This is a genomic window from Pseudomonas reactans, from assembly GCF_013387025.1.
Classification (GTDB): domain Bacteria; phylum Pseudomonadota; class Gammaproteobacteria; order Pseudomonadales; family Pseudomonadaceae; genus Aquipseudomonas; species Aquipseudomonas reactans.
The window spans coordinates 162,199-178,571 of the sequence record NZ_JACAQP010000010.1; the positions used below are offsets into that span (position 1 = coordinate 162,199).

The following is a 16,373-nucleotide window of genomic DNA, read 5'->3' on the forward strand; positions in this document are numbered from 1 at the left end:
AGAACCTTGCTCGTATGATTCGCACGCTGCCCGCCCTTTTTGCCCTGTTGTTCGCCGCGCCCTTGATGGCCGCGCCTGCCGGGCAACAGACCTTGTTCAACTTCGTCCGGCCCGCTGATGTGGTCAAGGTGGCGACCCAGGACGCCAGCCTGCCGCAGTACAACGCCGAGCAGACCCCCGAAGGCGAAGTGTTGCGCCGCATCACCTTCAACCCGGCTGCCGAACCGAGCCTGGTACTCAGCCCACAAACCGGCGCCTGGGACTGGTCCCAGTCGGGGGCCATGAGTTTGCGCATCCAGAGCGCGATGGATTGGGCGCTGACGCTCTACGTCAAGGTGCAGAGCAGCGACGGCCGTACCCTGGTCAGTCGCATCGACCTGCCGGCGGGCCCGGCACAGACTCTGCTGGTGCCGTTGCAGGCCAACTCGCCGTTGAGCCAGGGCATGAAGGCCGGCCCACCGATGCCGATCACCGTAGACGGCCAGCGCGTTTTGCTGGCCAGCAGCGCGGGTGAGATCGACCGCAGCCAGGTGGTTTCGGTGACCTTGTCGATGATCAAGCCCAACGCCGCCCAAAGCATCCTGCTGGAGCGCTTTGGCGTGCAGGACAGCGAGCCGGTGTTGAAGGCTGCCTACAGCGAATTGGTGGATGCCTATGGTCAATCCACCCGTGCGCGCTGGCCGGAAAAAGTCAGCAGCGACGAACAACTCAAGGCCGCCGCTGCCAAGGAGCAACAGCAACTCCAAGGCTGGCTGGCCACGCGGGAAAAGTCCTCGTTGGATAAGTACGGTGGCTGGAACAAAGGCCCGGCGTTCGACGCCAGCGGGTTTTTCCGCACCGAGAAGCGCGATGGGCGCTGGTACCTGGTGACGCCGGAGGGGCATCCGTTTTATTCGCTGGGCGTCAATACCGTGGCCCCGGACAACAACCAGACCTACGTGTCCGGCCGTGAATGGATGTTCGCGGCGCTGCCCAAGGCCGGCGAACCGTTCGACAAGTATTACGGCAGTGGCGACAACCGCACCGGCAACGGCGCGGGTGAAGGCCGCAGTTTTGGCGCCGGGCGCTGGTACGATTTCTACGGCGCCAACCTGCAACGCACCTATGGCGGTGACGGGTTTGACCAGAAGCGCTGGACCGCTCACACCCTCGACCGCCTGCAAGCCTGGGGTTTCAACACCGTGGGCAACTGGAGCGATGACGACTTGGCCCGTGCCGATCGCGTGCCCTACACCTTGCCGCTGTCGATCGTCGGCGACTACACCAGCATCAGCACCGGCACCGACTGGTGGGGCGGCATGCCCGATCCGTTCGACCCGCGCTTCGCCATGGCCACCGAGCGCGCCGTGGCCATCGCTGCCCGCGATCACCGTGATGATCCGTGGTTGATCGGCTTCTTTGCCGACAACGAGTTGGCCTGGGCCGGCCCAGGTGATGATCCTAAGTCCCGCTATGCCTTGGCCTACGGCACCTTGCGCATGACTACCGATGTCCCGGCCAAGCGCGCGTTCCTCAAGCAACTGCGCGACAAGTACCGTAACGAAGAAGGCCTGTCGAAAGCCTGGGGTATCGAATTGAAGGGCTGGGAGCTGATGGAAGATCCGGGCTTTGAGCCGCCGATGCCCAACCCCGAGCACCCGGAGATCGAAGCGGACTTCAAATACTTCCAGAAGACCTTTGCCGATGCTTACTTCAAGACCATTTCCGACTCGCTGAAATGGCATGCGCCGAACCAGCTGCTGCTGGGCGGTCGTTTCGCCGTGAGCACGCCGGAAGCCGTGGCGTCCTGCGCCCAGTATTGCGATGTGCTGAGCTTCAACATGTACACCCTCAAGCCGCAGGACGGTTATGACTTCGCTGCCCTGCGTGCGCTGGACAAGCCGGTGCTGATCACCGAATTCAACTTCGGCTCGGCTGACCGTGGCCCGTTCTGGGGCGGCGTGACGCAGTTGGCCAAGGAAGAGGACCGCGGTGTGGCGTACGGCAACTTCCTCAAGCAGGCCATGGCCGAGCCGTCGATTGTCGGCGTGCATTGGTTCCAGTACCTGGATCAGCCGACAACCGGGCGCTTACTGGACGGTGAAAACGGCCACTTTGGCCTGGTGGGCATCACCGACGTGCCGTTCCAGGGCTTTGTCGACAGCGTGCGCAAAAGCAACCTGGCAGCGGTCGATCAACTGGGCAAGGAGGCGGAAAAGGCCAAGGCAGCCGGTGCCGTGCGTGAAAGCGAAGGCGGCAGGGCCGGGCACGAAGGCAAAGGCCCGGGGCAGGGCGCCGGGCACGCGGGCGGGCACTCAGGGAATGGCCATTGATTGAGGGCTGACGGGTTCACAAAACCCACCAGTACTGGAACAATGTCGGCCACTTTTTGCTGTGTTGTCCGAGGGTGTTCAGGTGCAGATCCAGGGTCATTACGAACTCCAGTTCGAAGCGGTACGTGAAGCCTTTGCCGCGTTGTTCGATGACCCGCAGGAGCGTGGTGCCGGGCTGTGTATCCAGATAGGCGGCGAAACCGTCGTCGACCTGTGGGCCGGCACCGCCGACAAGGACGGTGCCGAGGCCTGGCACAGTGACACCATCGTCAACCTGTTCTCCTGCACCAAAACCTTCACCGCCGTGGCGGCCCTGCAATTGGTGGCCGAAGGCAAGTTGCAACTGGATGCACCCGTTGCCAACTACTGGCCGGAATTTGCGGCGGCGGGGAAAGAGTCCATCACCCTGCGCCAGTTGCTCTGCCACCAGGCCGGGTTGCCGGCGATCCGCGAGATGCTGCCGACCGAGGCGTTGTACGACTGGCAACTGATGGTCGACACCCTGGCGGCCGAAGCCCCGTGGTGGACGCCTGGCCAAGGTCATGGCTACGAGGCGATCACCTACGGCTGGCTGGTGGGTGAATTGCTGCGTCGCGCCGATGGGCGCGGGCCGGGAGAATCCATCGTGGCGCGGGTTGCGCGGCCGTTGGGGCTGGACTTTCATGTCGGCCTGGCGGATGAAGAGTTTTATCGCGTGGCGCATATAGCACGCAGCAAAGGCAATATGGGCGATGAAGCGGCACAACGTTTACTGCAAGTAATGATGCGTGAACCTGCGGCCATGACCACACGTGCATTTGCCAACCCGCCGTCTATTCTGACGAGCACTAATAAACCTGAATGGCGCCGTATGCAGCAGCCGGCGGCAAATGGTCACGGTAATGCACGCAGCCTGGCGGGCTTTTATAGCGGCTTATTGGACGGTAGTTTGCTTGAAGCCGACATGCTTGAACAATTGACCCGCGAACACAGTGTCGGGCCGGATAAAACGTTATTGACACAAACCCGTTTTGGCCTGGGCTGCATGCTGGATCAACCGCAGTTGCCCAATGCCACCTTCGGTCTGGGCCCACGTGCATTTGGGCATCCCGGCGCGGGCGGCTCGGTCGGGTTTGCCGATCCTGAGCATGATGTAGCATTTGGTTTCGTCACTAATACATTGGGACCTTACGTACTTATGGACCCGCGGGCACAGAAGTTGGTCAGAATATTAGCCGGTTGTCTGTAAACCCCTTGCTGTTTCACGTTTTTTTGTTACAAAGGCAACTATAAGAAGATGCTGTAGGAAAAGATTTAACTTTACGCTGCAAGCATCTGTTTAACGGATCATTCAGATCCCTGGTTTTTTCTCATTTTGTGGATATCTCATGTTATCGAACAAGTCCTTGGCACTGGCGCTATGCCTCACTATTACCGGCTGCGCACAAACTCCACAAAATGATGCCGAGGGCGGGCATTGGTGGTCATTTGGATCTGACAAGGCCGCGACCAAGGACGCAGTGACCCAAACCGATGCCAAGCCGGACGCTAAACCGGACGCCAAGCCCGCTGCCGGCGCCAAGCCTGCCGCCCCGGTAGCCGCCGCAGCCGCACCCGCCGCCAAGGCTGACACCGGCTCCAGCTGGTGGCCGTTCTCTTCCAAGACTGCCGACGAAAAGGCCGCCGATGCCAAGGCCGACCTGAAAGCCGACCTCAAGGCCGCCGAGCCCGCACCTGCCGCCACTCCTGCCGTCGCCAAGAACGACACCGAAACCAAATGGTGGTGGCCGTTCGAAAGCAAACCCAAGCCATTGGCCAAGGTCGACGTGACCAACGTGCCGATGCCTGACCCGAAAATCACCCAGGCCTGGCTGGACGACTATGAGCCACGCCTGCGTGCGGCCATCAAGGACAGCAACCTGCAACTGGAGCGTCGCGACAACGTGCTCGTCGTGATTGCCCCGGTAGACGGCTCCTACAACCCGAAACGCCCGGCCATGTTGCTGCCGGTCACCCTGGGCCCGTTCACCCGCGTCGCCAAGGCCGTTGAAGCCGATCCGAAGACTGCCGTACTGGTACTGGGTCACGTCGACGCAACGGGCACCGCCCCAGCCAGCCAGGTACTGACCAAGGAACGTGCACAATCCATCGCCTCGATCTTCAGCCTCAGCGGCCTGAAGCAGGATCGTCTGATGCTGCGTGGAATGGGCGACCTGATGCCACGTGCCGCCAACGACAGCAACCAGGGCCGTGCCCTGAACCGTCGTATGGAGATCATGTTCACTCAGCGCACCACCATGCTGGCACTGTTGAGCAAATACCAGTCGGGCAAGACCCCGCCTGTCGCCGAGATGGTTGCAGTGCAGGACGTTCCGACCCCGGCCCCAGCGGCCAAAGCCGCCGCTAAAAAGGCGCCAGCCGCCAAGAAAGCCGCCGCCAAACCAGCCGCTAAAAAGGCCCCGGCCAAGCCCGCGGCCAAAAAGCCAGCGCCGGCCAAAGCCAAGGCTGCTGCACCGGCCAACGACCAGGCGAAAAACTGATCCGCTGAACCAGAAGGATAAAGCCGCATGACCCAGGCACTGGCCGATATGCGCCGTGACTACACACGGGATGGTTTGAGCGAGGCCCAGGCCCCGGGCGAGCCGTTTGCCTTGTTCCACCAGTGGTTTGCTGACGCGGTGAAAACCGAGCAGCCACCGGTGGAGGCCAATGCCATGACCTTGGCCACGGTCGACCAGGAAGGTCGCCCGCACTGCCGCATCCTGTTGCTCAAGGGCCTGGACGCGCAGGGCTTTACCTTCTTCACCAACTATCAGAGCGCCAAGGGCCAGCAGCTCGCGGCGCGGCCGTTTGCGGCCATGACTTTCTTCTGGCCGACCCTGGAGCGTCAAGTGCGCATCGAAGGGCGGGTGGTGAAGGTCACGGCTGAAGAGTCGGACGCTTATTATCAGGTCCGCCCCCTGGGCAGCCGCCTGGGCGCCTGGGCGTCCCCGCAGAGCCGGGTCATTCGTGATCGCGAGGAACTGCACGACCTGCTCAAGGCCACCGAGCAGCGTTTCAGCGACACCCAGCCCGACTGCCCCGAGCATTGGGGTGGCTACCGCTTGCTGCCGGAGCGCATCGAGTTCTGGCAAGGTCGTGCCAGCCGCTTGCACGACCGCCTGAACTATCGCCTGCAAGAGGGCGATTGGACCCGCGAGCGCCTGGCGCCCTGAGCGGCACCTTTCGTCACTTCATCTGAATGTTGCCCATCACGCCGAAGTCTCTATACCAGAGGCTTCGGGCGTGTAGTGCTGCGCCGTGTTCCTGGCGACTGTCGCGACTACAATCAAAGCAATCCTTGAATGTAACGCTACCGTTCGTCGATTTTTCTGGTGCGGACAGTCTGTACTAAGGCTGAATGAAAGCAATTTTCTCCGCAGCTTGCCGTGACAGGCGTCAAGCTGCGGCGTCTAATGAACACCTGTCCTTTGGAGTTGATGCTATGCGTAAGTCCGTTTTACTGGTTGCCTGCTTTACCACCCTGTCGTTGCTGCTGGGTGGCTGCGCCTCGAGTCTGACCGGCGACTCGTACTCCCGTGACGAAGCGCGTCGTGTACAGACCGTGCGCATGGGGACCATCGAATCCCTGCGTCCGGTGAAAATCGAAGGCACCAAGACCCCAATCGGCGGCGCTGCCGGTGCCGTCATCGGCGGCGTTGGCGGCAGTGCCATCGGCGGCGGCCGTGGCAGCATCGTGACCGCTGTGATCGGTGCTGTTGCTGGCGGCCTGTTGGGTTCGGCCACCGAAGAAGGCCTGACTCGCACCCAAGGTGTGGAAATCACCGTTCGCGAAGACGACGGCAGCATGCGCGCCTACGTTCAGGCCGTGCAGGAGAATGAAATCTTCCGCATTGGTGACCGCGTGCGCATCATGACCGTTGATGGTACCAGTCGCGTTACTCGCTAAGCGCGGGTTGTAGAAACACAAAACCCCAACCGGGTGACTGGTTGGGGTTTTCGTTTTATGGGCGGCGGCCAGGTTAAAAGCAAAAAACGCAGGCAATAAAAAACCGCCTTAGTAGGGCGGTTTTTTATTGCATACCCAACTATCGGCTGGGGATGCGACTCAAAGATGCATTGACCTGCATCCAAAGGCCACGTGTTCCGGTAAGTGTGCTGGAGGTAGGCCCAACGTAATGGGGCCGACGACGTATGTGGAACCTCGTAGTGAACTGCCTGCGTGCTTATCACGTATGGAAGTTCCTGCGAGACAGCTTCGATGACCTGTAAGGTCTGAGGAGTGGAGCCGCCTCGGTCAATCCGAGGCGGCTTTTTGGTTTGCGGCCTGTCAGTTCAACCCTGAATCATGGCCTTCTTACGACTCGCCATCGCCGTCACCGCATAACCAATACACGCCGCCAGAATCGATCCGGTCAAAATGCCCATCCGGTCCTCACCTGCAAACTCACTGGCACCCGGCACAAACGCGAGCGAACCGACAAACAGGCTCATGGTAAAGCCGATGCCACACAGGATCGCCACACCAAACACCTGGCCCCAGTTCGCGCCGCTGGGCAGGGCGGCAAGGCCGGTCTTGATCGCCAGCCAGGTGAGGCCAAACACACCCACGGTCTTGCCGATCAGCAGGCCAGCGGCGATGCCCATGGGCACGTGATGGGTGAAGCTTTCCAGGCTGACGCCGGTCAGGGACACACCGGCGTTGGCGAAGGCAAACAGCGGCAAGATGCCGTAGGCCACCCACGGGTGCAGGGCATGTTCCAGTGTGAGCAGCGGCGAGGGTTCGGCGTTTTTGGTGCGCATCGGGATGCAGAAGGCCAACGTCACACCGGCCAGCGTCGCGTGAACACCACTCTTGAGTACGCACACCCACAGGATCAGCCCTATGATCAGGTACGGCCCGAGCTTGATGACGCCCAGGCGGTTCATCGCAATCAAAGCAACCAAGCACGCCCCCGCGCCTGCAAGGGCAGCGCCAGACAGGTCGGCGGAGTAGAACACCGCAATCACGATGATCGCCCCCAGGTCGTCAATGATTGCCAGGGTCATCAGGAACAGTTTCAGCGACACCGGCACACGCTTGCCCAGCAAGGCCAGCACGCCCAATGCGAAGGCGATGTCGGTGGCCATGGGAATCGCCCAGCCGGAGAGTGCGGCAGGGTAGTCCTTGTTGATCGCCCAGTAGATCAGCGCCGGCACGACCATGCCGCCGATAGCGGCTGCGCCTGGCAGGACCACTTGCGAGGGCTTGGACAGGTGGCCGTCGAGCAATTCACGTTTGACCTCCAGGCCGATCAGCAGGAAGAACAGGGCCATCAGGCCATCGTTGATCCACAGCAAGGCCGGTTTGGCGATTTTCAACGCGCCGATCTGCGCCACCACCGGTACGTCGAGAAACGCAGCGTACAGGTGCGACAAAGGTGAATTGTTGATGATCAACGCCAAGGCGGCAGCCGCGATCAACAACAGACCGCTGGCGGCTTCCAGCTGGAAGAAACGGGTAAAAGTGCTACGCAGAGGCAAGGGATGCTCTCCAATCCAGATTCAATAGGTGGGTACCCTAACCCGTACCGTTAGTTGTTAAAACAAAAGTTATATTCTTATTTGTTATAAGCAGCTGTTTGGCATGACGTGGCGCCTAAGCCTAGCAATTGTGTGTCCGATTGAGTCGGTACTGTATCTGTGTGACACGTAGGAAACCCCCTAAAATCAGGGCTTACACCTTTAGAGAAACTCTCCATGAGCGATCAACGTCCCTGGGCCCGCGAAGCCATTCGTATCATTGAAGCAGACTTCCAGCGCAGCGCCGACACGCACCTGATCCCCTTGCCGCTGCCGGGGTTGCCGGGTATCGAGTTGTACTTCAAGGACGAGTCCAGCCACCCCACCGGTAGCTTGAAACATCGGTTGGCGCGTTCGCTGTTTCTGTACGCGCTGTGCAATGGTTGGCTTAAGCCGGGCGCGCCGGTGATCGAAGCGTCCAGTGGCTCGACGGCGATTTCTGAAGCCTACTTCGCGCGCCTGCTTGGTTTGCCGTTTATTGCGGTGATGCCGGCCACCACCTCCCAGGAAAAGATCGCGCAGATTGCCTTTTACGGCGGCAAGAGCCACCTGGTACAGGATCCCACGCAGATCTACGCCGAGTCCGAACGTCTGGCGCGGGAAGGCGGCGGTCACTTCATGGACCAGTTCACCTACGCCGAGCGGGCCACCGACTGGCGGGCGAACAACAACATCGCTGAGTCGATCTTCCAGCAGATGCGCTTCGAGCAGCATCCGGAACCGAGCTGGTTGATCTCCAGTCCCGGCACTGGCGGTACCACCGCGACCCTCGGTCGTTATGTACGTTATCGCCAGCATTGCACCCGCGTGTTGTGTGCCGATGCCGAGCGTTCGGTGTTCTTTGATTTCTATCAGAGTGGCGACGCCAGCTTGCGCCTGGACTGCGGTTCACGCATCGAAGGCATTGGCCGGCCACGGGTCGAGGCGTCGTTTCTGCCCAAGGTGATTGATGCGATGGTCAAGGTGCCGGATGCGCTGTCGCTGGCGGCCATGCACTACCTGGCCGAGCGGTTGGGGCGGCGGGTCGGTGGTTCCAGCGGGACCAACCTGGTCGGCGCTTTGGTGGCGGCGCAGCAAATGAAAGCGGCGGGGGAGTCGGGCTCGATCGTGGCGATCTTGTGTGATGGCGGTGAACGCTACGCCACGACTTACTACGATCAGACGTGGTTGGCAGGGCAGGGGTACGTGTTGGACGACTTGATTGCGGCCGTTGCGGCCAGTGTCGAGCGGGGCGAACCGTTGCCGGACAGCATCCTGCGCGCGAATATCTGACACCCGGCAAAAAACAGTGCGGGAGCTGGCTTGCCTGCGATAGCGTCCTCAAGATCGCCATCGCCGGCAAGCCGGGCTCCTACAAGGGAGCGTGTCAGGCCTCGATGCCCAACATGTCCCGTGCCAACGCCTCGGCAATCCGAATCCCATCCACGCCCGCCGACAGAATCCCACCGGCATAACCGGCACCTTCACCGGCCGGGAACAGGCCTTTGACGTTCAGGCTCTGCATCGATTCGTTACGGGTAATCCGCAGCGGCGACGAGGTGCGCGTTTCAATACCGGTCAACACGGCGTCGTGCAGCGAGTAGCCCTTGATCTGCTTCTCGAATGCCGGCAAGGCTTCACGGATTGCTTCGATGGCGAAGTCGGGCAAAGCCAGCGCCAAGTCACCCAGGGATACGCCAGGCTTGTAAGACGGTTCCACACTGCCGATCGCCGTGGATGGCTTGCCCGCGATGAAGTCACCCACCAGTTGTGCTGGCGCCTCGTAGTTGCTGCCGCCGAGTACATAGGCATGGGATTCCAGGCGTTCCTGCAGCTCGATACCCGCCAGCGGGCCACCCGGATAGTCCTCTTCAGGCGTGATGCCGACCACGATGCCGGAGTTGGCATTGCGCTCGTTGCGCGAGTACTGGCTCATGCCGTTGGTGACGACACGGCCTGGTTCGGAAGTCGCCGCGACCACGGTGCCGCCTGGGCACATGCAGAAGCTGTAGACCGAACGGCCGTTCTTGGCGTGGTGCACCAGCTTGTAGTCGGCCGCGCCGAGTTTCGGGTGGCCGGCGTATTTGCCCAGTCGCGCGGCGTCGATCAAGGATTGCGGGTGTTCGATACGGAAACCCACCGAGAACGGCTTGGCTTCCATGTACACACCACGGCCATGGAGCATGCGGAAGGTGTCGCGGGCGCTGTGGCCCAGCGCCAGTATCACGTGCTTGGACAGGATCTGTTCGCCGCCATCGACGACGACGCCGTTCAACTGGCCGTCTTCGATCAGCACGTCGGTCACGCGCTGTTCGAAGCGCACTTCACCGCCGAGGGCGATGATCTGCTCGCGCATGTTCTCTACCACGCCGGTCAGGCGGAACGTACCGATATGCGGCTTGCTGACGTAAAGGATCTCTTCCGGCGCACCGGCCTTGACGAATTCGTGGAGGACTTTGCGGCCGTGGAATTTCGGGTCCTTGATCTGGCTGTACAGCTTGCCGTCGGAAAAGGTCCCGGCGCCGCCCTCACCGAACTGCACGTTGGATTCGGGGTTGAGCACGCTTTTGCGCCACAGGCCCCAGGTGTCCTTGGTGCGCTGGCGCACTTCCTTGCCGCGTTCGAGGATGATCGGCTTGAAGCCCATCTGCGCCAACAACAAGCCGGCGAAGATCCCGCACGGGCCGAAACCCACTACGATCGGCCGCTGCGTCAGGCCTTGCGGCGCCTGGCCCACGACTTTGTAGCTGACATCCGGCGCCGGGTTGACGTTGCGGTCATCGGCAAACTTGAGCAGCAGGGCGGCTTCACCCTTCACGTTCAAGTCGATGGTGTAGATGAAGCACAGCTCCGAGGATTTCTTGCGGGCGTCGTAGCTACGCTTGAACAGGGTGAAATCGAGCAAGTCATCACTGGCGATGCCCAGGCGCTGCACGATGGCGGGCCGCAGGTCTTCTTCGGGATGGTCGATGGGCAGCTTGAGTTCGGTGATTCGTAACATGACAGGATCCGGTAGGCAGCGGGCTCGGAGGCCGGCTGTTTTGCAAACCGGCGATTATAAGCCCCAATGGCGGTTTCCCGTCATGTTAAAACAGCACGGCGTGACGTCAGTCGTCGCGCGAGCCGCCGAACGACGCGCAACCACGCTGCACCTGGCCGTTGACGCGCAGTTCGGCGGTCATGTGTTGCAGGCTGCCGCTGACCGGGTCGACGCAACGCTGCGGGGCGACCCACAATTCCACGTGCTGGTTGTTGGCTTCGGTCATCAGGTTGAAGCGGCCGTCGCCGATTTGTTCTTCCACATAGGGCACCGGCAATGGCGGCTGGCCTTCGCGTTCCAGCACCAGGCCCTTGGCGGTGACATTCATCACCCAGGTCGGCTTGTGGCCGTTGGCGCGCAGGATCATGCGTTTGAAGTCGGGGTCGTTGCAGGCCGAGGTCGAGCGCTCGACGCGGTAGAGCTGTTGCAGGTCGACGCTACCCTGAGTGCCGCTGGCAACCCCGGAAAACTTGCCGCGCAGGTCGGCAAATAACGCACCTTGCTGGCCGGCCAGGGAGGCGGCTTCCTGCAGGATGCTGGTGCTGCCGGTGTCATTGACCACGTAGTTGCGTTTGTCGCCACACGGCTGGAACAGCAGCTTGCCGCCGACCGCCGTGAGTTCGCCCTGCATGCGGGTCAGCCCGGCGATAGAAGGCTTGGCCGGATCGTTATCGAACATCTGGCAGGCGCCAAACAGGGGAAACAAGGCAAGTAGAGCAAGGGTATGGGCGGCACGCATGATCGGGTCTCCAGACAAGTGCCGCCACGTTACGCAGGCCTGCGCTGCATCACAACCCCGGGACATAGTTTGAACCGCCTGTTCCACAATGATGGGAAACGGCGCGTTGCTGTTTGAAACTTTTCCTACACTCAGGTTTGGAGAGTCGTGAGAGTGTCGACCTCTTTTGACCGGAGGTCGCCATGAATATCAAATGGAGCATTTGCATGCTGCTGCTCTGGGCAAGTACCGGCTTTTCAGACGAGCCCGCCCGGCTTTCTTATTCGTCAGCCACTGACTTCACGGATATTTCGATGACGCTCAAGCGTGCTGGAAAGTCTGATTCGGCTTATGTCGAGGTGGATGTCTCGCTGAGCCCAGAGGCGAAGGCAAGGACACAATCCATTACGCTGCTGGCCTACCAAAAGTACGTAACACTCTATGTAGACGGTTACCCGTTAAGCACGTCCAAGGTTCAAAGCCAGCTGGGCGGGGCGTTCAGGTTTTCCGCCCCGCGTGCGCTGGTGGTTGAGTGGATGTCTCGGTTCTCCCGTGAGGCAGTGGCCGCTCAACCCACGATGTAGGTCTGACCGGTCTGCAACCCCTCGACGCTTTTTGCGTAGGCCAGTGCCACGTCGGCACCTGTCGCCGGTTTGAACCCGCGGAAGTACGGGGCGTAGCTACCCATCGCCTCCAGCAGGACAGTCGGACTCACCGAGTTGACGCGCAGTCCGCGTGGCAACTCGATTGCCGCCGCTTTGACGAAGGCATCCAGCGCACCATTGACCAAGGCTGCCGAGGCGCCGGTGCGGATCGGGTCGCGGTTCAGAATGCCACTGGTGAAGGTGAATGAGGCGCCATCATTGGCGTAATCGCGGCCGATCAGCAGCAGATTGACCTGGCCCATCAGTTTGTCACGCAGGCCCAGTTCGAAGTCACTTTCACTCATGTCGCCCAACGGTACGAAGTTCACGCTGCCCGCCGCACAGATCAGGGCGTCGAACTTGCCGGTCTGTTCGAACAGTTTGCGGATCGACGCGCTGTCGCTGATATCCACCTGGAAGTCACCGCTGTTGCGGCCGATGCTGATCACGTCGTGACGCTGAGCCAGTTCCGCCTTGACTGCCGAACCGACAGTGCCGCTGGCGCCAATCAATAGGATTTTCATGGTGCTGTTCCTCCAGGGGTAAGTGAGGGTTCAGTCTAGAGTGGCTTTTTCTGTGGATAAACGCACTAATAGGCAACCTTTGGTTTTCAAATGGAAACAATCCATGAGCGAGATGGATGACCTGGCGGCCTTCGCCGTGCTGATCGAAGCCGGTAGTTTTACAGTGGCCGCCGAGCAGTTGGGCTGCAGCAAAGGGCAGTTGTCCAAGCGGATCAGCCAGTTGGAAGCACAGTTTTCCGTGGTGCTGCTGCACCGCACCACGCGAAAACTCAGCCTGACCGCGGCCGGCGCAGCGTTGCTGCCCCAAGCCCAGGCATTGGTGGTGCAGGTGGATCGGGCGCGACAGGCATTGGCCCGGCTCAAGGACGACCTGGCGGGGCCGGTGCGCATGACGGTGCCGGTGTCGTTAGGCGAGACCTTCTTCGACGGATTGTTGCTGGAGTTTTCCAAGCAATATCCACACGTGCAGATCGAGCTGGAGCTCAACAACAGCTACCGCGACCTGGCGCGGGATGGCTTTGACCTTGGCGTACGCTCAGGCGCGATCGAGAACGAGCGCCTGGTCGCCAAGCCATTGCTGGCCTGGCATGAGATGACCTGCGCCAGCCCGGCCTACCTTGAGCAGTATGGCGAGCCCCAAACACCGGCCGATCTGGCCACTCACACCTGCCTGCTCAATAGCCATTACAGCGGTCGTGAAGAGTGGCTGTACCACCAGCAGCACGAATTGCTGCGGGTGCGAGTCAGCGGCACCTTTGCCTCCAACCACTACAACCTCTTGAAAAAGGCCGCGCTGGTGGGCGCAGGTATCGCGCGGCTGCCGTCCTATGTGCTTCCTGCAGAATTGGCTGACGGCCGCTTGCGCTGGCTCCTGCGCGATTATCAGACACGGAGCATGCCGATGTACCTGGTGCATCCTTATCAGGGCGGTTTGCCGCGCCGCACCCAAGTGCTGGCCGATTACCTGGTGGACTGGTTCAAGCGCAGCGGCGAGGCGCTGGATCGGCTTTAAGCGCAGCGACGGGCGATCAGATGATCGATGGACAGACGTCCCGGCCCTTTGGCCACAAGCAGCAATAGCAACGCGATCCAGGTGCCATGAGTCGGGTAGGCGTCCGGGTAGACGAACAGCTGGATCACCAAGGTCATACCGATCAGGGCCAAGGCCGAGAAACGTGTAGCGAAGCCTACCAGGATCAACACCGGGAAAAAGTGCTCGGCAAATGCCGCCATGTACGCCGCGATTTCCGGTGACAGCAACGGCACGTGGTATTCGCTGCGAAACAGCGGCAATGTCGAGGCGGCTAATGTGGGCTCGCCGAGCTGGAAGGTGCCGCTGATCAAATCAATCGCGAAACCTTCGACTTTGGTTTGCCCGGATTTCCAAAACACAGCTGCAATGGAAAAGCGCGCGAGAAAGGCGATCAGGCTGTAAGGAACGTGTTCGAAAAGTGCGATGACCCGACTGATCAGGCACGACGGGCGAGTATTCATGGCGATACCTTTTGTTCTGGATGTAAATGAGTGATGGCGTTGTGGCTGATCAGCAGCGTCAGGCATTGGTGCAGGTCGAACTCGGCTGACGCTTCAAGCGCCTGTTCCACGGCTTTTTCCAAGGGAATGCCATGGGCCAGGCTATCGATAAATGCGACCGCGCCGTGGTCGATAGCAAAGACCTGAACCTCCAGGCCCTGACGCATGACCAGCGCACCCTGGGCGTGCCAGGGATTCAGCGTGGCCAGGCCACCTTCGATCTGATGCGCGGCCCAGATGGCCACCACCGCATAGGTGGAATTCAACGTGGCAAGGGAGGGATGCAGTTGCAGGCGCAATGTCCCCAGGTCAGCCTGGCCTTGCAGGGTCTGGAGAACCGCCTGCTGGTCCAGAGGCTGGGTATCCGCGGCGTGATAGGCACGCACACGCAAGCGTTCCAGCCGTGCGACATCGGCCAGGTAGGGCACGCTGGCGGCAGGCTCGAAGTCCTGGATAAACGCCGCGAACGCACTGCCATACTCGCTGATCAATGGGCTGGCGGGTGGGCAAGCCTGCACAAACAGGCCAGCCATGGCGCGAAAGAATTCGTCGCCGACCAGTTGCAGTGTCACGGGGTAGGCCGCCACCAATGCGTTGATCAACGAACTGTGCACATTGTTGCGATACACCACAAAGCGGCTGGCAGGGTCGGCGCCGTTGCTGCTGAACAGGCCATCGGGGCAGGACAGGTCCGGCGCCAATAATGCCTCGGCAAAATCGTCATGCAGGCTCATGGGCTCACCTGCGACAGATGCCAGTCGGCCTGTTGAGCCTCGGCCAGCAGTACGCCGAACGCTGGCACCTGGTTATCTCGCTCGATCAGGGTTGCCACTGAGCCGACCTGTGTCAGTACCTTTTCGTACAGCTGCCACACGGCGTTATCGATAGGTGCGCCGTGATCATCGATCAGCAGGCGATCACCAAGGCTGTCAGTGTCTTCGGCAAAACCGGCCAGATGCATCTCGCCCACCGCGTGCAACGGCAAGGCATCGATGTAGGCAAGTGGATCGCGCTGGTGGTTGATGCACGATACATAGACGTTGTTCACGTCCAGCAGCAAACCACAGCCGGTGCGGCGGATGATTTCGCTGATGAAGTCGGTCTCGTCCAGGGTTGAGTGCTGGAATTGCAGATAAGTCGACGGATTTTCCAGCAACATTGGGCGCTTGAGGGTGCTTTGCACCTGGTCAACGTGTTCGCAGACCCGTTGCAGGGTCGCGCTGTCGTAGGCCAGTGGCAGCAGGTCATTGAGGAACACCGGGCCATGGCTTGACCAGGCCAGGTGTTCGGAAAAAGAGTGGGGTTGATAGCGTTCGATCAGTGTTGCCAATCGTGCTAGATGGCCACGGTCCAGCGGGCGTTCGCCGCCGATGGACAGGCCTACGCCGTGCAAGGACAGCGGATACTGTTCGCGGATCAACCCCAGGTAATGATGAAACGGGCCGCCGGCCACCATGTAGTTCTCGGCGTGCACTTCAAAAAAACCGATGTCGGGCGAGGTCTCCAGCACTTCAAGGAAATGCTCATGCTTGAGCCCCAGCCCGGCCCGGCGTGGGAGGCCGGGCGCCTGAGCCTGGGAGACGGCTTGCAGGGATGAAAGAGTCATCATCAGTACTCAGGCTTTGCGAGGTTTCAGGACTTGGCGGTGAAGGCTGCTTCCTGGCCGAAACCGGTCGGCGAGGTGGAGCTTGGGGTCTTGAGGCAGGTGCCGGCCGGGACCAGTTTCCAGGCGTTGGCCTGATCCTTGGTTTTTGAAGTGCCGGCGCAGGAAGTACCAGCACCTGCGGCGCAATCGTTCTTGCCGGCTTCAGCGACGCCGAAGCATTTCTGCATGTCGTCGGCAGCGTGGGCGGTGGTAGCCAGGGTGGACAGGCTCAGGGCGGAACCGAGGGCCAGGACGAGGGTGGCGGCGGACAGTTTGGTAGTCATGGTGTATCTCCAGCAGTGGGTTGAGAGGGCGGGCTTGAATGCCTGCTTGTACCACTAGAGAGGGTGGGTGGGAATTCGTTACAGGTCAGCCGGAAAAAACTTCAGGCACTTCAGGAAATCAGGGATCACACAAAACAAATGTGGGAGCTGGCT

General features: G+C 60.9%; 16 protein-coding genes. 8 read left to right on the forward strand and 8 right to left on the reverse strand.

Going from position 1 to position 16,373, the window contains the following annotated elements:
* Positions 1-14 precede the first annotated feature (14 nt).
* The 5 genes from HX793_RS13155 (at position 15) to HX793_RS13175 (ending at position 6,240) form a co-directional block, all read left to right on the forward strand.
* A complete protein-coding gene (locus tag HX793_RS13155) occupies positions 15-2,312 on the forward strand; it encodes a beta-galactosidase (RefSeq protein ID WP_177096420.1) in 2,298 nt (765 codons plus the stop codon).
* An 82-nt stretch (positions 2,313-2,394) separates the two neighbouring features.
* Positions 2,395-3,540, forward strand: coding sequence for a serine hydrolase domain-containing protein (locus tag HX793_RS13160; RefSeq protein ID WP_177050866.1), 1,146 nt, complete (start codon positions 2,395-2,397; stop codon positions 3,538-3,540).
* 139 nt (positions 3,541-3,679) lie between these two features.
* Positions 3,680-4,831, forward strand: coding sequence for an OmpA family protein (locus tag HX793_RS13165; RefSeq protein WP_177050868.1), 1,152 nt, complete (start codon positions 3,680-3,682; stop codon positions 4,829-4,831).
* Between the two features lie 27 nt (positions 4,832-4,858).
* Entirely contained in the window at positions 4,859-5,506 is a 648-nt protein-coding gene (gene pdxH, locus HX793_RS13170; RefSeq protein ID WP_177061414.1) for a pyridoxamine 5'-phosphate oxidase, read from the forward strand.
* A 269-nt stretch (positions 5,507-5,775) separates the two neighbouring features.
* Positions 5,776-6,240 (forward strand): outer membrane lipoprotein, encoded by a 465-nt coding sequence (locus tag HX793_RS13175; RefSeq protein WP_003189251.1) that lies wholly within the window; start codon positions 5,776-5,778, stop codon positions 6,238-6,240.
* Positions 6,241-6,626: 386 nt separating this feature from the next.
* Here HX793_RS13175 and nhaA read toward each other — a convergent pair whose 3' ends face one another.
* Entirely contained in the window at positions 6,627-7,814 is a 1,188-nt protein-coding gene (gene nhaA / locus HX793_RS13180; protein ID WP_177096423.1) for a Na+/H+ antiporter NhaA, read from the reverse strand.
* Between the two features lie 216 nt (positions 7,815-8,030).
* Between nhaA and HX793_RS13185 the strand changes: the two genes are divergently transcribed.
* Positions 8,031-9,125: a PLP-dependent cysteine synthase family protein gene (locus HX793_RS13185; protein ID WP_177096425.1), complete on the forward strand. Its 1,095-nt coding sequence runs from the start codon at positions 8,031-8,033 to the stop codon at positions 9,123-9,125.
* Between the two features lie 94 nt (positions 9,126-9,219).
* Here HX793_RS13185 and HX793_RS13190 read toward each other — a convergent pair whose 3' ends face one another.
* Together HX793_RS13190 and HX793_RS13195 are read right to left on the reverse strand one after the other, a co-directional pair.
* Complete coding sequence (locus HX793_RS13190) at positions 9,220-10,833, reverse strand: NAD(P)/FAD-dependent oxidoreductase (protein WP_177096427.1); 1,614 nt, start codon at positions 10,831-10,833, stop codon at positions 9,220-9,222.
* Positions 10,834-10,939: 106 nt separating this feature from the next.
* Positions 10,940-11,611, reverse strand: a complete 672-nt coding sequence (locus HX793_RS13195; RefSeq protein WP_177096429.1) for a COG3650 family protein — start codon at positions 11,609-11,611, stop codon at positions 10,940-10,942.
* A gap of 182 nt (positions 11,612-11,793) precedes the next feature.
* Between HX793_RS13195 and HX793_RS13200 the strand changes: the two genes are divergently transcribed.
* Positions 11,794-12,174, forward strand: coding sequence for a hypothetical protein (locus HX793_RS13200; RefSeq protein WP_177050877.1), 381 nt, complete (start codon positions 11,794-11,796; stop codon positions 12,172-12,174).
* Here the strand turns inward: HX793_RS13200 and HX793_RS13205 are convergent.
* Positions 12,159-12,758, reverse strand: a complete 600-nt coding sequence (locus tag HX793_RS13205) for a short chain dehydrogenase (RefSeq protein ID WP_177050879.1) — start codon at positions 12,756-12,758, stop codon at positions 12,159-12,161. The genes HX793_RS13200 and HX793_RS13205 overlap by 16 nt on opposite strands.
* Before the next feature lie 103 nt (positions 12,759-12,861).
* Between HX793_RS13205 and HX793_RS13210 the strand changes: the two genes are divergently transcribed.
* Positions 12,862-13,770: a LysR family transcriptional regulator gene (locus HX793_RS13210; protein ID WP_016975062.1), complete on the forward strand. Its 909-nt coding sequence runs from the start codon at positions 12,862-12,864 to the stop codon at positions 13,768-13,770.
* Here HX793_RS13210 and HX793_RS13215 read toward each other — a convergent pair.
* From HX793_RS13215 to HX793_RS13230, 4 genes are read right to left on the reverse strand one after another with little or no spacing between them, the layout of a single operon-like run.
* Positions 13,767-14,252 (reverse strand): DoxX family protein, encoded by a 486-nt coding sequence (locus HX793_RS13215; RefSeq protein WP_016975063.1) that lies wholly within the window; start codon positions 14,250-14,252, stop codon positions 13,767-13,769. The genes HX793_RS13210 and HX793_RS13215 overlap by 4 nt on opposite strands.
* Complete coding sequence (locus tag HX793_RS13220; protein ID WP_177061412.1) at positions 14,249-15,025, reverse strand: HvfC/BufC N-terminal domain-containing protein; 777 nt, start codon at positions 15,023-15,025, stop codon at positions 14,249-14,251. Before HX793_RS13220 ends, HX793_RS13215 begins: the two co-directional genes overlap by 4 nt.
* A complete protein-coding gene (gene bufB / locus HX793_RS13225) occupies positions 15,022-15,900 on the reverse strand; it encodes an MNIO family bufferin maturase (RefSeq protein ID WP_177050885.1) in 879 nt (292 codons plus the stop codon). The genes HX793_RS13220 and bufB overlap by 4 nt, the downstream gene beginning before the upstream one ends.
* A 23-nt stretch (positions 15,901-15,923) precedes the next feature.
* A complete protein-coding gene (locus tag HX793_RS13230) occupies positions 15,924-16,220 on the reverse strand; it encodes a BufA1 family periplasmic bufferin-type metallophore (protein WP_010212367.1) in 297 nt (98 codons plus the stop codon).
* Positions 16,221-16,373 lie beyond the last annotated feature (153 nt).